We start from the raw sequence: 16,116 nt of genomic DNA, 5'->3' as shown, positions 1-16,116 counted from the left end.
CCGCTTGTATAATAGATGCTTCGTACCTCAGCATGACAATTGCTTTATATTATAAATCAACTAATCCCTTATCCTTTAAATGATTTAAATAGATATCAAGCTCCATATCACCCATACCATATATTTGCTCAGTTTGCCAAAATGCCTGGTATATTTCAGGCTTGGTTGTTGTACCGCCATTATAGATATCAAATAGCTTTTGTTCAATATAATTTAAGCCTGTTTCGTTTACTTCCAGGCGTTTAACATGTGCTTGCAATGCTTTTTTAAGCGAATGCAGGTTGCCCCAGTAATTTGTTTCATTCAGCCAGTTTTGCAATTGGGTGGCATCACTATTAACATAATAATTCCAGGCCTCGGCGGCAATAACAAAATCAGGTTCGCCTAACTGAACACGGATATTATCGTACAAATATTCCAGTTGTGCTTCATCAAGCTCGCCCATGCCACGGAAGTCATCCATCCCCGGATAGCTATCCGGACAAATTAGGTAGACGGCAGGTGCAGATAGGTCGGTTTGTTTACTCAGCATGAGGATAACCCCCAGCATGTTTACCTGGCAATGCAGATCAAACTCAAACCAAAGATCAATCTCATGGTAAGGTTCGCTGAGCTTGCTTAACTCATTGATCACTTTCTCCTCGTAAGCATCGGGTTTTTCATCAAAACCCCGGCTAATCCATTCCGAGCGGTTTCGCCAGAAACTGCCTGAAGCAATGTTTTCTTCCAGCGGCCCTTCGGATAGCACTTCGCGCCAAACCATAACATCGCCTTCGATGCCGGTTTGTTCAAAGCTGTTTAACATTGCATCGCCATTGAGTATGTGGAGTACGTTTGCCATTTTGATGAAGATTGATGTTGTATTAACAAAGTAAAAGATTTTTGGGGAGAGTGTAATGGGAATATTACGAGGTGATGATTTTATCCGCCTTGTCATGCTGAGGTACGAAGCATCTATTATGCGAGCAGCCGGGAGAATGTGTATAGGTTCTTCGCTATCGCTCAGAATGACAAGAGGTCTTTTGCGCGCTCCGTTTGACTCACCCCGACTTTGCTTCGCTTGTCGACCCACTCTACGCGCAGCGTAGAGTGGGTGGGGAAAAACTCTTTATAAACAACAAATCCCGGCCTGACCGGGATTTGTTGTTTATATGGTATCAGTATATCTTAATTCTGTAGCACGGGTGTAACCTGCGTAACCTTACTGTTTATGTTGATATAGTCGGTCAGGATCTGGCCGGCTTCAATTTTCAGGAAGTCGAGATCTTCGTTTTTAGGTTTGGTTTCGCCTTTTTTCAATGCTTTTAAACCTAAAGCTACACGGCGTAAGTTATCGCGCTCAAATGTTTTTTGCTCATCATCATCACGTTGTTTTTTCAGTTGCGCCTCATTAAGTGTTACTGATTTTTCATCATCATGCTTTTTAAAGTCGGCAACATCCTGTAACAAGTATTTGTAGCTGTTGCTGGCGCTCATACGCTGGTCGTGCAGCTTTTTCAGCTGTGGTATAACCGGACTCAGGTCGCCAAATTTGGTATAATCACTTTTAGCGATCACATCAAATGGCATAGCTGACGGTTCAGTATCTTCACCATATTTATCTAAAGGAATAACTGATGGGAACTCAATATCTGGCGTTACTCCATGGCGCTGGGTTGAGTTACCGGTAATACGGTAGAACTTGGCTATAGTTAAATTCAACTGGCCAAATTTGCTTTCGCTGCCGCCAGTTACTACAGTCTTATCGCCGCCGGTTACTTTGGCAACCATATCGGCAAGGGTTGGGCTAATTACTTTATCCAGTTCTATCTCGCTTTGTACTGAACCTTTACCATAAGTTTGGGTGCCTAATATCAAACCGCGGCCATAATCCTGTATAGCGCCCGAGAATATCTCTGATGCTGATGCGCTAAAGCGGTCAACCAGAATAGCTAACGGACCTGAATAGGCGATAGATGGATCTTCATCCGCGTCAACTTCAACTTCGTTTTTGGTATCTCTTACCTGCACTACAGGGCCTTGTTTTATGAACAGGCCGGTTAATGAAATGGCTTCAGATAATGAACCGCCGCCATCTTCGCGCAGGTCGATTACTATACCGTCAACATTTTCGCGTTTAAGTGAATCCAGTATCAGTTTCACATCACGGGTGGTGCTATGGTAATTGGTAGCGCCTGATTGTGCAGCATTGTTATCTACATAAAAAGCAGGGATATCAATAATGCCAATCTTAACCTGTTTTCCATTAAGATTATAGGTGCGCATCTCTTTTTTAGCCAATGCATCCTCTAAAACAATTTTCTCACGTACTATTTCCACAACTTTGGGCTTGCTGCCTACTGCTGCTTCACCCGGCAGAATTTGCAGTTTTACGGTAGTGCCTTTAGGGCCACGAATAAGGCCTATGGCGTTGTTAATGTTCCAGCCTACAATGTTCTGGAACTCGCCGTCTTTACCCTGTGCTACGCCTATAATGCGGTCCTTTGCGTTTATCTGGTGGCTTTTGTCAGCAGGGCCGCCATGTACCAGTGTTTGAATGGTTACATACTCATTTACTGATTGCAGCGTTGCGCCGATACCCTCTAATGAGCGCGACATTTCCATATTGAACTGTGCCGCGTTGAAAGGGTTAAAGTAATTGGTATGGGGGTCTATCGCCTCAGTAAAGGCATCCATATAATATTGGAAAACTTCCTGGTTTGATAGTTTGTTTGATTGCGATAATAAGCTTTGGTAACGTTTTTTCAGCGTTTCCCTGTTCTTAGCCATATCAGGAGTAGCCAGTTTAAGGTTAAGCAGGTCGTATTTTACGTGCTTGGTCCACAGATCGTCCATCTCAGCTTGTGACGCTATCCATGGCAGGTTTTCACGGTCGAAAGTGAAAGTGTCGTTTGTGGTGAAATCAAACTTATCATCGATATGGGCAATGGAAAATTTAATACGATCGAGATATCTTTTCTGAAAAACATTGAACATGTAAAATACATCGTTCAAATTACCGCTCTTCATATCATCATCCAATACATCCTTGTACTTATCAAAATCCTGTATGTCAGATGCCAGCAGGTAATTGTGGTCCTCATCCAGTTTTTTAAGGTATCGGTTATAAACAACCTCGGATAGTGAATCATTCAGATCAACCTTTTTATAATTATAACGGGATATTAAACCTGCAACTTCCTTTGCAACAATATTCTGGCGTAAATCGGGCTGAAGATCATTTGAGCCTACAACCTTCATAGGTTTTGCAGGCGTGGCATGACAGGCCAGTGCGGCACCAAGCACTAAAACAACACATAATTTCTTTAACATATCTTTTACAGTCTTTAAATCGGGATATAACATCAATACTTGTGCCTAATATAAGTTCGCTAATGTAAATAAAAAGAGACAGTCATAAAGCTGCCTCGTACTTAAAATAACAATATTACAATAATGTTTGATTTTTTAATAAGTAAGACGGGCATTTTACCTTATTGTTACAAAGCGGAGTAAAAATATCAATCAGTTTTTTTAGCATTGGCAGCCGTAGCTATAATAGCAGCCATAACGGCATCGTCATAACGGAGTTCAGTTTTTGAGGCGGTTGTTCTGTTTAACTGTATGTATTTTACTTCTTTATCAATATTAGCCATATCGGCATGCCAGCCCTGGGTATTAGCTATCTGATAGGCTTCTGCCAGGTCCTGCTGGGCCAAAACAATATCGCCCATATCAGCCTTGATCAGGGCTAACGACATTAAATTGGCAATCGTATGCTTATTGTCATTCTGCGTGCGTGATATGGAATTGCTTTGCAGCAAGTACCATTTAGCTTCGGACAAACGGTTTTGTTTGATATATAGCTTTGCGAGTTCGCTAAAGTTGTAGCTGGCCTGGTCATAAATCCTGAAACGCATATTATGCTGGGCGGTTCTGATGAGCGCATCCTCGGCCAATTCAATACTAAAATCGCTCTCCTTTAGGGCGAATGGCTTTATTTTAGTTGCAGCAAATTTTGGAATGGGGAAATGCAGGTGCGCGGCAGGGTTATCTTTTACAAGTGTAACTGCCGGGTAGCGGTGCCTTAAAATGCTAACTCTCCACCACTGGGCCGAGGCCGAGTAGCTTATTGTCATGAACAGAACAATAATTAGCGTAAATTTCTTCAATGTTATTTCCCTTGGATTTAATCGTATTAACCAGAACGCAAATATACTAATTAATATTATGCAAGGTAATTATAAAAGCATGATTATTCAAAAACCTGGATTTGTGTATCGTGTAATGCCCACACCATATAAGGGTGCGTATCAGCATGATAGATATCGCCATTGGCTGATATGCCTATGATGCCGGCAAAGCCGTCGAAAGGTTTTAGCTCGTCTAAAGTCTTCTCGGTAGCGAAGAATAATGGCATGCCGTCGGTTACCCGGGTAACTATTTTTGCGGCTACGGCGCCGCTTACAATATCCTCACCTACGCCGGTGCACGAAATGCCCGCGAAGCCATTGCAATAATTACCTGCCGCGGTAGCAGAATCGCTTACACGGCCCGGTATTTCAAAGCCTTTGCCCCCGGTTGAGGTAGCTGCCGCCAAATTACCATCGCCATCAAGCGCTACACAGCCAACGGTACCCAGGCGAATAGAGTCACTTAACTTTTGTTCGTATTCCATGCGGCGCTGCGGGGTTTCTGGATTGTAATAATCAAAGCCATTTTCACGGGCAAAATCCTGCGCACCTTTGCCACTTAATACTTTATCCTCGTAATCCTGCAATTTCTCGGCTACACAGATGGGGTTTTTTACATCTTCAACATTTATAACACCCGAAAAACGCAGGGTTTTGCCATCCATTAATGATGCGCTGAGCCTGATCTTGCCATCGCTTTGTATTTGTGAGCCGGTACCGGCATTAAAAAGTTCAGAGTCTTCAAGTAGTGCTACAGTATAAACAACTGTTTCAAACGCTGTGTGATCCTGCAGGTATTTGTAGCAAAGCTCCACAATTTCTCTTAAGGCCGTTTGCTTGGCTTTTTTAACTTCCTGGTTGGTTTGCGATTCGCTGAAGAAGCCGCCGTGGATGATTAGTTTCATGGGGTATATGTATTGTTAATCTTTTCATTGTCTTTTATAATAATGAGAAAGATGTGTAATGGTTTATAATATTTTGTTGGGATAAGGATTAGGTCGTTAATTATTGGGCGTTCCCTGCGGTCGGGCTATTCGCTCATACGCCTGCAGGCCTTAGGCTCGAGCCTGCACTGAGGCCCTCGAAGTGGCCGGTATCCGCTGCTATCCCTAACGCAAGCTTCAACGCGCTCCGTTGACTCACCCCGACTGTGCTTCGCTGGTCGACCCTCTCTTCGCCTGTGGCGCAAAGAGGGTGAGCTCTTTTCCTTCCACTTGTTTAATACACCGCTGCTCCTCTCAAGAGGGAAACTGCAATGGTTATCGTTTTAAATCGCTATCACCGACTTTTATAAATACGCCGTCTTCAATCTTAACAATTTTTTTGATGAGTAGTTTGTGTTGTTTCAGATCGTACTTATCAAAGATGGACATTACATGCACTTTCAGGTTTTCAATTGATACCGGCGAGCCCATCTCCACTTCGTATATATTGGTGGCAACCATGTTGCGGCCATCAACCAAAATAATTAAGCCCGAGCCTATGGCTTCCATCATGGTGCCTTCGGTAATTAGCAGACCTGCATCCTCACCCAGTCCTATACCTAATATGCCGGGGTTGCTGGCTACGGCATATAATAATCTGCCTATGCGGCCGCGCTGTACAAAGTGGGTATCAACAAAAACAGAATCAATAAAGCCCAGTCCGGCGGTGATCTGCACGTGGCCCTTTATTAGGGCCTCATTGCTTGAACCGCGGTAGATCATATGTGCCGAAGCTGCCGCCGCTCCGGCTGATGTGCCCGCGATAACAAAGTGTTCGTTCTGGTAGCGCTTTTTCAGGATCTGTAAAAACTCGGTACCACCAAATATGGCGCTCAGGCGAAGCTGATCGCCGCCGCTAAACATCACTACATCGGCTTCACGGATACGGTCGAGGTATTCTTTTTTGGCGGCATCTTCACGTGTGCGGATATCGAGCACATTAATATGGGTAACATTAAGGTGGTTAAAGGCCTTAATGTATTCATCGCCCACCAGTTCTGGTATTTGTGAAGCGGTAAGTATCACCTCAATTTTTGAACCCTCGTGCTTAGCCGATTCGGTGATGATGCGCTTTAGAATGCCCTGCTCAAAAAACTTGATATAATTAGGCTGTAAAATATTCTCCTGCGCGCTGATATTACTTCCCATATCAACGGCACCTCCTATTATTATCAGTTTTCCTTTTGGCGTCATTATATTTATTTAGTGAGTTAGTGATTTAGTGAATTAGTTGTTCATAGTTCATGGTTGATGGTTGATGGTTCATAGCCATATATGGATATAAAAACAATCACTCAATCACTAATTCGCTAATCCACTCATTATCTACCTACAAATTAAAATAAAATGACCGACAAAGGCGGCGAATATTAAATATATATTAAAGTTTTCCTATCAAAATATTTATTAGCTTGTTACGGGTTTAGATTTAAGTAAATTTAAGCCCGTTTTAATGGAATTGCCTTTATGAAGATCGAAAATATACAAGTACTGCGTGGCCCGAACATCTGGAGCACCAACCGTAAAAAACTGATACAAATGCGCCTGAACCTGCAGGAACTGGAGCATAAGCCAACCAATAAAATTGATGGGTTCTATGATCGCCTTAAGGCATTGATCCCCACTTTATATGAGCACCGATGTTCGCCGGGTGTACCAGGGGGATTTTTTCAGCGTATTGTTGCCGGCACCTGGATGGGGCATGTGATTGAACACATCGCCCTTGAGATACAAACCCTTGCAGGCATGGATACAGGTTTTGGCCGTACCCGTGAAACAAAAGAGTTGGGTGTTTACAATGTGGTATTTACTTATCTGGAAGAAAAGGTAGGCATCTACGCTGCTGAAGCATCGGTACGGATTGCCCAGGCATTAATAACCGGCGAGGAATACGACCTGGAGCATGATATACAACAAATGCGTGAGATACGCGAGGCCACCCGATTAGGGCCAAGCACCGGATCAATAGTAGAGGAAGCCATAGCCCGTGACATTCCGTGGATCAGGCTTAACAAGCAATCATTGGTGCAATTGGGCTATGGTAAAAACCAGGTGCGTTTTCGCGCTACCATGACCGAAAAAACCAGCAGCATTGCCGTTGATATTGCCAGTAATAAGGAAGAAACCAAGCGTTTATTATTAGAGCAGGCCATCCCTGTGGCAAAAGGCACCACCATTTCATCGGTTGATGATGTGGATAGGGCTATACGTGAAGTGGGTTTCCCGCTGGTATTTAAACCATTGGATGGCAATCATGGCAGGGGTATATCCATTAACATTAGAAATCGTGAGGACGCGGTGGAGGCTTATGAGTTTGCTGCCAGAATATCACGCAGGGTAATTGTTGAGCGCTTTGTAACCGGTTTCGATTTCAGGGTACTGGTGATTGATAATAAGATGGTTGCTGCCGCATTGCGCGACCCTGCACATGTGAAGGGTGATGGCGTATCGACCATACAACAACTCATCGATACAGAAAATACCGACCCGCGCCGTGGCTATGGCCATGAAAATGTGCTGACCCTGATAGATATAGACCGTGACACGCTCGACCTGCTGGAAAAGAAAGGCTATAACTTAGAAACGATACCAGCTAAAGGCGAAAAGGTATTTGTAAAATCAACCGCTAACCTGAGCACCGGCGGAACATCAGTAGATGTGACCGACCATGTGCACCCGCAAAATGTTTTCTTTTGCGAGCGGATCTCAAAGATCATCGGACTTGATATATGCGGCATTGATATTATGGCGAAAAATCTGACCGAGCCGCTCACCGAAACAGGTGGCGTGGTATTGGAAGTTAACGCAGCGCCGGGCTTCCGCATGCATATTGCGCCAAGCGAGGGCCTTGCCCGTAATGTGGCCGGGCATGTGATTGATATGCTGTACCCATATGGTAAATCGGCACGGATACCTATTATAGCGGTAACCGGCACTAATGGTAAAACCACCACTACCCGCCTGATTGCCCATATTGTTAAAAATAACGGCTACCGTGTAGGCTTTACCACCAGCGATGGCATCTATGTACAAAACACCATGCTGCTAAAGGGCGATACCACCGGCCCGGTAAGCAGCGAGTTTATATTGAAGGACCCAACGGTTGATTTTGCCGTGCTGGAAACTGCCCGTGGCGGTATTTTACGCTCGGGACTGGGTTTTGGCTTTTGCGATATAGGCGTGGTAACCAATATTCAGGAAGATCATCTGGGCCTGTCGGATATTCATACATTGGATGATCTGATGCGTGTAAAAAGTGTGGTCATCAATTCGGTTAAGAAAAATGGCTGGGCCGTTTTAAATGCTGATAATGAATACTGCGTGCGCATTGGTAAAAAAGCTGAATGCAACGTTACCTATTTCAGCAGAGACGAGAATAACCCGGTAATAAAAGCGCACTGTAAAAAGGGCGGCATAGCTTGTGTATACGAAAACGGTTTTATCACCATATTAAAAGGCGACTGGAAGATCCGCGTAGAGCGCACGGTGCTCATCCCGCTGACTTTCGGTGGTACCGTTCCGTTCATGATAGAGAACGTACTGGCGGCAACACTGGCTGCATTTTTATGGGGCTTCAGGACCGAGGATATTAAAATATCACTTGAAACCTTTATCCCATCTGCCGCGCAAACACCGGGCAGGATGAACATTTTCGATTTTAAGGATTTTAAATTCATGATAGATTTTGCCCATAATCCGGATGGGTTTAAAGGCATTAAGGAATTTTTGAGTCATCTGGATTCGCCGCTGAAGATCGGCATTATAGCCGGTACGGGCGACAGGCGCGATGAGGACATCCGCGAGTTGGGTAAGCTATCGGCAGAGATGTTTGATTACATCATCCTCCGCCAGGAAAAACACCTGCGTGGCAGAACAGAGGAAAATATATTATCGCTGCTTAAAGAGGGTATCAGGTCGGTTGATGTGAACAAGCAATTTGAGGTAGTGCCGAAAGAAATAGATGCCATTAAACATGCCATGAGCCTGGCCAAACCCGGTACATTTATTACAGCGCTAAGTGATGTGATTGATAACGCTATTGAAACCGTACAGAATTACCAGGAGCAGGAAAGGAATGGGTTGTTCAATGTGTAGGTGATTTGGGATGTTCGGTTTGGGATTTGGGATTTATGGAAGCTTTTACAACCACAAGCGGGACGCTTGCGGGAGCGGGGGGCAGGAGAGGAACGGGTTGTTTAATGTGTGAGGGTGATTTCGGATTTGGGATGTTCGATTTGGGATTTGTATGAATAACGGTATTAACTATGTCCATATAAGTGTCTTACTTGAAATACAAGTAGGACGCTTACAGGGATGTTCACTTATATTTTTCATCATCTATTTCTTTTTCTGAAATAAGAAGATTTAAGAAATCCAACAAAGAATCAGTAAGTTTCAAAGGCCCGAAATCTGGATCATAAAAAAACAATTCTGCATTTATTGTTTCTTCCTGTCTACAACATACAAGCATTCCTCCTCTGACATTTGCGATTGGCAATAAATTATAATCACTTAATTCTTCTTTGGTATAATGCCAAGCCTTAATTAACTGTTCAAAAGATAAAAACTCATCTATTATAATATAAATATTAGGGTTTGTTTTATTTGGGTCATATTGTCTTAACTCAAAAATATGTTTATCAAGTATTCCACCATTTATTTCTTGAAGAAACTTAACATATTCAAAAGGCATTTTAATATCTAGCTGTTGCTTTATGTTGTATGTAGTAATGCTTTCTCCATGTGATTTAAAATATTTTTTCATATATATTCAGGTTGAATGGATGGTATTATTTCTTTCTCGAAATATCAACTGATGCATAAAAATAAACATTATTTGCTTCGCCCTCATCGAGCCATCTGGCAACCTTATTCATAGGCATTGTTATATAATTGGAATCGATGGCCAATAAAAATGCATGGGTCGTTAATGATAATGGTATAGCGTTTCTTAAGCTATCGCTTTTGTTTTTCATATATTCCTCGTAATGAACCCAGTGATATTCAAGTGTCGCATTCCTTCTAGTAACTTCACCTATATAAGCACCGCACCAAACAACCAAATTTTGATATTCGATATCTGAAATTCCTCGAGATTGTTTATGAAGTATTTTCAAATAATTATCTACTTCCCTCAAACTATCAAGGGAATAATTTAGACTAGTAGTATTTATCTTATCCCGATAAGGAATATCACCATCTCCAGCCATCTCTCCTAAAAAAGCTTGTGAAAATTGATCAAACATTTCATCCAGATATTCCATTTCTTTTTATATTATGTGCAATAAAATTAATAACTAAAATTGAGGTTACAATTGTTTCTTCCTCACGCTCCCGCAAGCTTTCAGCTCGTGGTTGTGCATGATTGCAGCTTACAACTGGAATTAGATTGATTAGAATTTTGTCGCATGCATAGTGAACGCGACGAGGTTGCCGCGTCGTTCCTCCTCGCAATGACACATCAATAAAACTTTTTGCTTCCCCTGTCAGTAGAACAGCTTCGGGCGAAATCAGGCAAAACGATGGTGGCCTTGCGTGTAATGGCAGGGCATAGCAGATTTTTACAGAAGCGTAAAGGCTAGGTGCGTAGCGACAGCAGGGTAAAAATATAGCAGCCCAGGTTTTGCCTGATTTGCAGGGCAGTGGCCACGTGCGGCAAAGAAGCCTTTCGACTGACTTGACTTTTTGTTTCTTTTGTGTCGAAGACAAAAGAAATAGGCCTTAGCGGCTATGAGCGATACCATTAGAAAGTCAACCGTTATCCAGTTTCAAACTGAAAAGTAATTCAGGATCGTCATCCGTAGGCTTCAGTTGCAAACTGAAGCCAGTAAGGGGAAAGCCAGTAATAGTTAAGTGTGCCAAACTGTGCCACGTGTTCCACATGTTTCACCTGCTCCATGGCACACCTCCAAATCAAACTCCTACTTTAGTACGCAGGGGCGTCGACAGATAGAAATGCCACAACAACATTGTAGCTACAGTTCTATAAGGCTGCCAAATCGCGGCAAGCTCAATCAATTCTTCTTTAGTCGTGGTTTTAGGCAAGCCTTTTACCCGTTTCATAGCATTTACAGCGGCGAGATCACCGGCGGGGAAGATGTCGGCGCGTTGCAGTACAAACATGAGGTACACATCGATGGTCCAGTGACCGATACCTTTGAGGATGATGAGTTTGGCGCGGATCTCAGCGTTGGATTGATGTTCCAGTTCGATGAGGTTGATCTGTCCGCTGAGCAGGGCTTCGGCTAAGTAGCGGATATAGGTAGTCTTTTGGCGGCTGCAGTAGCAGGCCCGCATTTCTTCATCGGTGAGCAACAGCAATCGGGCAGGGGTTAATTCCTGCACACGTTCCTTCAATTTGTTTAATGCGGATAGGGCGGATGCCAATGAAACCTGCTGCTCTAAAATAATATGTACCAAAGTCTCAAACGTATTGGGCCGCGACCATAATGGCGGGTAACCGTATGTGTTAATGATGGTAGCGAGATCGGTATCAATAAGTGCAAGCTGGTCACAAATAGTGTAAAAGGTGGCTTTGGTAAACTGTTCGCTCATAGATTTGTTAGTCTAAAATTACTAACTTTTTTAGGATTTTGCATTTACTTTTCACACTTTTACCATTATGAATAACCTGCCTCCTTTAGCTGAGCGTATGCGCCCCAAGAATCTGGATGATTATGTGGGACAAAAGCACCTTGTGGGTAAGGGCGCGGTTTTGCGCAAGGCGATAGAATCTGGCGTATTGCCATCCATGATCTTCTGGGGCCCGCCGGGGGTAGGGAAAACTACGCTGGCCTATATCATATCACAAACCCTGTACCGGCCATTCTTTGCGCTGAGCGCCATCAATTCAGGCGTTAAGGATGTACGCGAAGTGATAGAAAAAGCCGCTTTATTGAAAGAGCAGGGCGAAACGCTGCCAATCTTGTTCATCGATGAGATTCACCGCTTCTCCAAATCGCAGCAGGATTCGCTACTGGGCGCGGTTGAGCGGGGAACGGTAACGCTGATAGGTGCTACTACAGAGAATCCATCCTTTGAGGTTATCTCGGCTTTACTTTCGCGCTGCCAGGTATACATCCTGCAATCGCTTGAGGAAGCCGACCTGCTGAATTTGCTTAACAAAGCGATGAAGGAAGATGTAGTACTGCGCGATAAAAAGATCGACATAAAGGAAGATGAAGCACTGCTGCGCCTATCGGGCGGCGATGCCCGCAAGCTGCTGAATATATTCGAGCTGCTGGTAAATGCCTTTAAAGGTAAAAAGATAGAGCTCACCAATAAGAATGTGCTGGAACATGTACAACAAAATATGGCCCTGTATGATAAGGCCGGTGAGCAGCATTATGATATTATCTCGGCCTTCATTAAATCCATGCGCGGCAGTGATCCCAATGGGGCCGTTTATTGGCTGGCGCGGATGATTGTGGGCGGTGAGGACCCGCTGTTCATTGCCCGGCGCATGCTGATACTGGCATCGGAGGATATTGGTAATGCTAATCCGAATGCGCTGTTACTGGCTCAGGCCTGCTTTGAGGCGGTGAATAAGATAGGGATGCCGGAGTCGCAATTGATCCTATCGCAAACGGTTATATATCTGGCAACATCGCCCAAAAGTAATTCGGCCACTACGGCTATTGGCGCTGCTATTGCATTAGTTAGGGAAACCGGCGACCTGCCTGTACCGCTGCACCTGCGTAATGCCCCAACCAAACTGATGAAGAATATAGGTTATGGGAAGGATTACAAATATGCTCACAGCTACGAAGGTAACTTTACCGATCTGGATTTTCTGCCCGAAGCGATAAAGGGAACCAAGATCTATGAGCCCGGTAACAATGCCCGGGAGCTGGAAACCAAAGAAAAGTTAAAAAAACTTTGGGGCGACAGGTATAAATATTAGTATCTTAAGGGCCTTAACACCAGCCTGTCAATGATAAAAACCTTTCTTCAGCATGAGCTAAAAGCCTTTTGGCGCGCCCGCAATACCGGCAAAAACGTAGCTGTAAAAATAATAATGGGTGTATTCATATTGTACCTGTTGTTATGCGCTTTAAGCGCCGGTTTCTTTTTAGATAAGATTTTAGAACATGCATTTCCCGGGCAAAATGTTGTTATAGCGTTTTGCGGCATTATACTCATCTATTACATATTCGACCTTATCTCGCGGATGCAATTACAGGAATTGCCTACCTTAAAAGTTCAGCCTTATTTACAATTACCTGTAAAGCGTAACGCACTTGCGGGTTACCTGGCTGCCACTTCAATTATTTCTACATTTAACATCATACCCTTTATACTTTTTGTACCATTTATTATTAAAGTAATTGCAGTTGGTTCAGGTGCCGGTGTGGTATGGGCATTTGTGGGTTCTGTTTTTGGGATAACCATTTTTAACAATTATTTGGCGCTATATATAAAACGTAAAGCCAATTTAAATGGTTGGATCTTCCTGATCGCTACAGGCATATTGGTATTGATTTGTCTTGGTGATTTTTTATGGCACATATATTCTATAAAGGATGTATCGTATCTATTCTTCGGGCATTTGATCAGCCTACCGGCTCTGGTTTTGTTGCCATTTCTGCTGGCGGTTGGTATGTTCTACCTTAACTTTTTGTATTTGAAGGATAACCTTTACCTCGAAGAGCTCAACTCTAAAAAAGCATCGCACAAAAGCAGTACAGAATATCCTTTCCTTAACCGGTTTGGCACAACCGGCGACCTGGCTGCTAACGAGATCAAACTTATATTAAGAAATAAGCGGCCAAATTCGGCTATAAAAATGAGTGTGTTGTTTTTGTTTTATGGGCTGATATTTTATAACAAGCCTGCGATGATGCATACTGATTACCCGGTAGTTTTTGTGGGGATGTTTATGACCGGTATCTTCATTATTAATTACGGACAGTTTATGTTTAGCTGGCAAGCCGCGCATTTTGATGGTTTACTGGTAAATAAAATAAAGTTTAATGATTTTCTGAAGGCGAAGTACCTGTTGTTTACTCTTGTATCTACTCTAGCATTTATATTGACGATACCCTACGTATATTTTGGCTGGCGGGTTTTAATCATTCATTTTGTGATGTATTTATGGAACCTGGGGGTTAATACTACCATTATCCTGTATTTCGCTAACCGAAATTCCCGCCGCATCGATCTTTCAAAAGGCGCGGCATTTAACTGGGAAGGTGTTGGCGGCACACAATGGCTTATATCCTTACCGTTGTTAATTACACCGATCCTGGTTTATTTACCATTTTCACTGCTGCATTACCGCGATCTTGGGCTTGCCGTGCTGGGTGCTGCCGGATTGGTAATGATCCTTATCCGTAGTACCCTGATCAATAAATTGGAAGCTGATTTTTATAAAAGAAAGTATACCATAGCCGAAGGCTTTAGAAACAAATAATATGATAACAATAAGCAATCTTAAAAAAATATATAACAACGTATTGGTTGTAAACGTACCACAACTGGAGATAGCTAAAGGCGAAAGCGTAGGGCTGGTAGGCAACAATGGCGCGGGTAAAACAACCCTTTTCAGAATGATACTTGATCTGATCCGCCCTGAAAGCGGCGAGGTAATATCAAATGGTGAAGCTGTTGCCGGGCATGAAAACTGGAAAAATTACACCGCATCATACCTGGACGAAGGTTTCCTGATAGATTACCTTACACCCGAGGAGTATTTTTACTTTATAGGTGGCCTGCACCAGCAAACGCAGGCCCATGTGGATGATTTTTTGTCTACGCTTACCGATTTTTTTAACGGCGAAATATTGAAAAAAGGCAAATACATCCGTGATCTTTCAAAAGGTAACCAAAGTAAAGTGGGCATCGCATCATGCTTGTTGCAAAAGCCGGAATTGCTGATGTTGGATGAGCCATTTGCCAATATCGACCCAAGCACACAGATCAGGCTGAAAAACATGCTGAAGAGTATGAACAAGCAGCATGGTGTTACCACGCTTATTTCAAGCCATGATCTGAGCCATATAACTGATGTGTGTGATCGTATTTTACTGATGGAAAAAGGCAGGATCATAAAAGATATCGCCACCAGTTCATCAACCCTTGCCGAGCTGGAAGATTATTTCGCGGTGGGACAAAGCGCCACGCTTTTACCTCAAATCGACGAAGAAGAAAATCATTAATCAAATGATCCTTAGAGACGCAATATTTTGCGTCTCTAAGGATCATAGGTGCTCGGAAGAGATTTATTTTATTACAAATATTGAACGTTGGGTCACCCTGAGGCACTCGAAGGGTAAGCGTAAAGGCCTTTGCCCGCATGCTTCGGTGCCTCAGCATGACACCCTTTCTTAATCTTCCGAACACCTATGCTCTACGGATAAGGAATGAAATAATGTAGCGTCTCTACGAAATGATAAACCAGTACGCAAAGTATTGCGTCTCTACTATGGTTCTTCTATATTTGAATAATGTATACTATCAGAACAGCAACCACAACCGATACTGAAACCATTATTCAAATAGCCGAAACAACCTGGTGGGTAGCCTACTCACCAATATTAGAAGAAGAACAGATCCGCTTTATGCTGGATGAGATTTACACGGCAGAAAAGATCAGCAACCAGATCGAAAATAACATACAAACTTATTTAATGCTATTGGAAGATGAACAGCCTGTGGCTTTCGTAGCATTTTCTCCGCGCGAGGATGATGTGGATATTTATAAATTGCATAAGCTTTATTGTCTGCCTGTTACACAAGGTAAAGGTTACGGTAAAATATTGATTGACGCGGTAAGCAATGAGGTTTTAAAAGCTGGTAAACATATCCTCGAACTAAATGTAAACCGCTATAACAAGGCCAAAAACTTTTATGAAAAGATGGGCTTTAGTGAGGCTTACCAGGAAGATATCCCCATCGGGCCATATTTTATGAACGACTACGTGATGAGAAAAGAATTGAAATAATATATCTGCTAACCATTA

General features: G+C 43.1%; 13 protein-coding genes. 5 read left to right on the top strand and 8 right to left on the bottom strand.

The window, feature by feature from the left end:
• Positions 1-49 precede the first annotated feature (49 nt).
• The 5 genes from BLU33_RS19755 to BLU33_RS19735 all read right to left on the bottom strand — a co-directional run bounded on the left by BLU33_RS19755 (position 50) and on the right by BLU33_RS19735 (position 6,349).
• Positions 50-841 (bottom strand): DUF1835 domain-containing protein, encoded by a 792-nt coding sequence (locus BLU33_RS19755; protein WP_091377198.1) that lies wholly within the window; start codon positions 839-841, stop codon positions 50-52.
• 326 nt (positions 842-1,167) lie between these two features.
• A complete protein-coding gene (locus BLU33_RS19750; RefSeq protein ID WP_091380813.1) occupies positions 1,168-3,312 on the bottom strand; it encodes a carboxy terminal-processing peptidase in 2,145 nt (714 codons plus the stop codon).
• 188 nt (positions 3,313-3,500) lie between these two features.
• Entirely contained in the window at positions 3,501-4,118 is a 618-nt protein-coding gene (locus BLU33_RS19745; protein WP_091377195.1) for a tetratricopeptide repeat protein, read from the bottom strand.
• Positions 4,119-4,234: 116 nt separating this feature from the next.
• Positions 4,235-5,077, bottom strand: a complete 843-nt coding sequence (locus tag BLU33_RS19740) for an isoaspartyl peptidase/L-asparaginase (RefSeq protein WP_091377192.1) — start codon at positions 5,075-5,077, stop codon at positions 4,235-4,237.
• Between the two features lie 354 nt (positions 5,078-5,431).
• Positions 5,432-6,349: a cyanophycinase gene (locus tag BLU33_RS19735; protein WP_091377189.1), complete on the bottom strand. Its 918-nt coding sequence runs from the start codon at positions 6,347-6,349 to the stop codon at positions 5,432-5,434.
• A gap of 273 nt (positions 6,350-6,622) precedes the next feature.
• On the opposite strand from BLU33_RS19735, the gene cphA reads away from it, so the two are divergent.
• Complete coding sequence (gene cphA, locus BLU33_RS19730; protein ID WP_091377187.1) at positions 6,623-9,250, top strand: cyanophycin synthetase; 2,628 nt, start codon at positions 6,623-6,625, stop codon at positions 9,248-9,250.
• A gap of 223 nt (positions 9,251-9,473) precedes the next feature.
• On the opposite strand, the gene BLU33_RS19725 is transcribed toward cphA, so the two are convergent.
• The 3 genes from BLU33_RS19725 to BLU33_RS19715 all read right to left on the bottom strand — a co-directional run bounded on the left by BLU33_RS19725 (position 9,474) and on the right by BLU33_RS19715 (position 11,710).
• Positions 9,474-9,920: an SMI1/KNR4 family protein gene (locus BLU33_RS19725; RefSeq protein ID WP_091377184.1), complete on the bottom strand. Its 447-nt coding sequence runs from the start codon at positions 9,918-9,920 to the stop codon at positions 9,474-9,476.
• A gap of 25 nt (positions 9,921-9,945) precedes the next feature.
• A complete protein-coding gene (locus tag BLU33_RS19720) occupies positions 9,946-10,419 on the bottom strand; it encodes a hypothetical protein (RefSeq protein ID WP_091377180.1) in 474 nt (157 codons plus the stop codon).
• Positions 10,420-11,068: 649 nt separating this feature from the next.
• Positions 11,069-11,710: a DNA-3-methyladenine glycosylase family protein gene (locus BLU33_RS19715; protein ID WP_091377177.1), complete on the bottom strand. Its 642-nt coding sequence runs from the start codon at positions 11,708-11,710 to the stop codon at positions 11,069-11,071.
• A gap of 67 nt (positions 11,711-11,777) precedes the next feature.
• Here BLU33_RS19715 and BLU33_RS19710 point away from each other — a divergent pair, with 67 nt between their 5' ends.
• From BLU33_RS19710 to BLU33_RS19695, 4 genes are all read left to right on the top strand, one after another.
• On the top strand, positions 11,778-13,058 hold the full coding sequence (locus BLU33_RS19710) for a replication-associated recombination protein A (protein WP_091377173.1): 1,281 nt from the start codon (positions 11,778-11,780) through the stop codon (positions 13,056-13,058).
• Between the two features lie 30 nt (positions 13,059-13,088).
• Entirely contained in the window at positions 13,089-14,567 is a 1,479-nt protein-coding gene (locus BLU33_RS19705; protein WP_091377170.1) for a DUF5687 family protein, read from the top strand.
• Position 14,568: 1 nt separating this feature from the next.
• Positions 14,569-15,312: an ABC transporter ATP-binding protein gene (locus BLU33_RS19700; protein WP_091377167.1), complete on the top strand. Its 744-nt coding sequence runs from the start codon at positions 14,569-14,571 to the stop codon at positions 15,310-15,312.
• 288 nt (positions 15,313-15,600) lie between these two features.
• Positions 15,601-16,098 carry a GNAT family N-acetyltransferase gene (locus tag BLU33_RS19695; protein WP_091377164.1) on the top strand — a complete coding sequence of 166 codons (498 nt, stop codon included), beginning with the start codon at positions 15,601-15,603 and terminating at the stop codon, positions 16,096-16,098.
• Positions 16,099-16,116 lie beyond the last annotated feature (18 nt).

This window comes from Mucilaginibacter mallensis (genome assembly GCF_900105165.1).
Classification (GTDB): domain Bacteria; phylum Bacteroidota; class Bacteroidia; order Sphingobacteriales; family Sphingobacteriaceae; genus Mucilaginibacter; species Mucilaginibacter mallensis.
The sequence above is the reverse complement of the archived record's forward strand: the minus strand, read 5'-3'. Positions and strand labels throughout refer to the sequence as shown.

Bases quoted from the DNA above. Each gene is read 5' to 3' on its own strand.
- BLU33_RS19755 (WP_091377198.1), bottom strand. From the start codon at position 841: ATGGCAAACGTACTCCACATACTCAATGGCGATGCAATGTTAAACAGC.
- BLU33_RS19750 (WP_091380813.1), bottom strand. From the start codon at position 3,312: ATGTTAAAGAAATTATGTGTTGTTTTAGTGCTTGGTGCCGCACTGGCC.
- BLU33_RS19745 (WP_091377195.1), bottom strand. From the start codon at position 4,118: ATGACAATAAGCTACTCGGCCTCGGCCCAGTGGTGGAGAGTTAGCATT.
- BLU33_RS19740 (WP_091377192.1), bottom strand. From the start codon at position 5,077: ATGAAACTAATCATCCACGGCGGCTTCTTCAGCGAATCGCAAACCAAC.
- BLU33_RS19735 (WP_091377189.1), bottom strand. From the start codon at position 6,349: ATGACGCCAAAAGGAAAACTGATAATAATAGGAGGTGCCGTTGATATG.
- cphA (WP_091377187.1), top strand. From the start codon at position 6,623: ATGAAGATCGAAAATATACAAGTACTGCGTGGCCCGAACATCTGGAGC.
- BLU33_RS19725 (WP_091377184.1), bottom strand. From the start codon at position 9,920: ATGAAAAAATATTTTAAATCACATGGAGAAAGCATTACTACATACAAC.
- BLU33_RS19720 (WP_091377180.1), bottom strand. From the start codon at position 10,419: ATGGAATATCTGGATGAAATGTTTGATCAATTTTCACAAGCTTTTTTA.
- BLU33_RS19715 (WP_091377177.1), bottom strand. From the start codon at position 11,710: ATGAGCGAACAGTTTACCAAAGCCACCTTTTACACTATTTGTGACCAG.
- BLU33_RS19710 (WP_091377173.1), top strand. From the start codon at position 11,778: ATGAATAACCTGCCTCCTTTAGCTGAGCGTATGCGCCCCAAGAATCTG.
- BLU33_RS19705 (WP_091377170.1), top strand. From the start codon at position 13,089: ATGATAAAAACCTTTCTTCAGCATGAGCTAAAAGCCTTTTGGCGCGCC.
- BLU33_RS19700 (WP_091377167.1), top strand. From the start codon at position 14,569: ATGATAACAATAAGCAATCTTAAAAAAATATATAACAACGTATTGGTT.
- BLU33_RS19695 (WP_091377164.1), top strand. From the start codon at position 15,601: ATGTATACTATCAGAACAGCAACCACAACCGATACTGAAACCATTATT.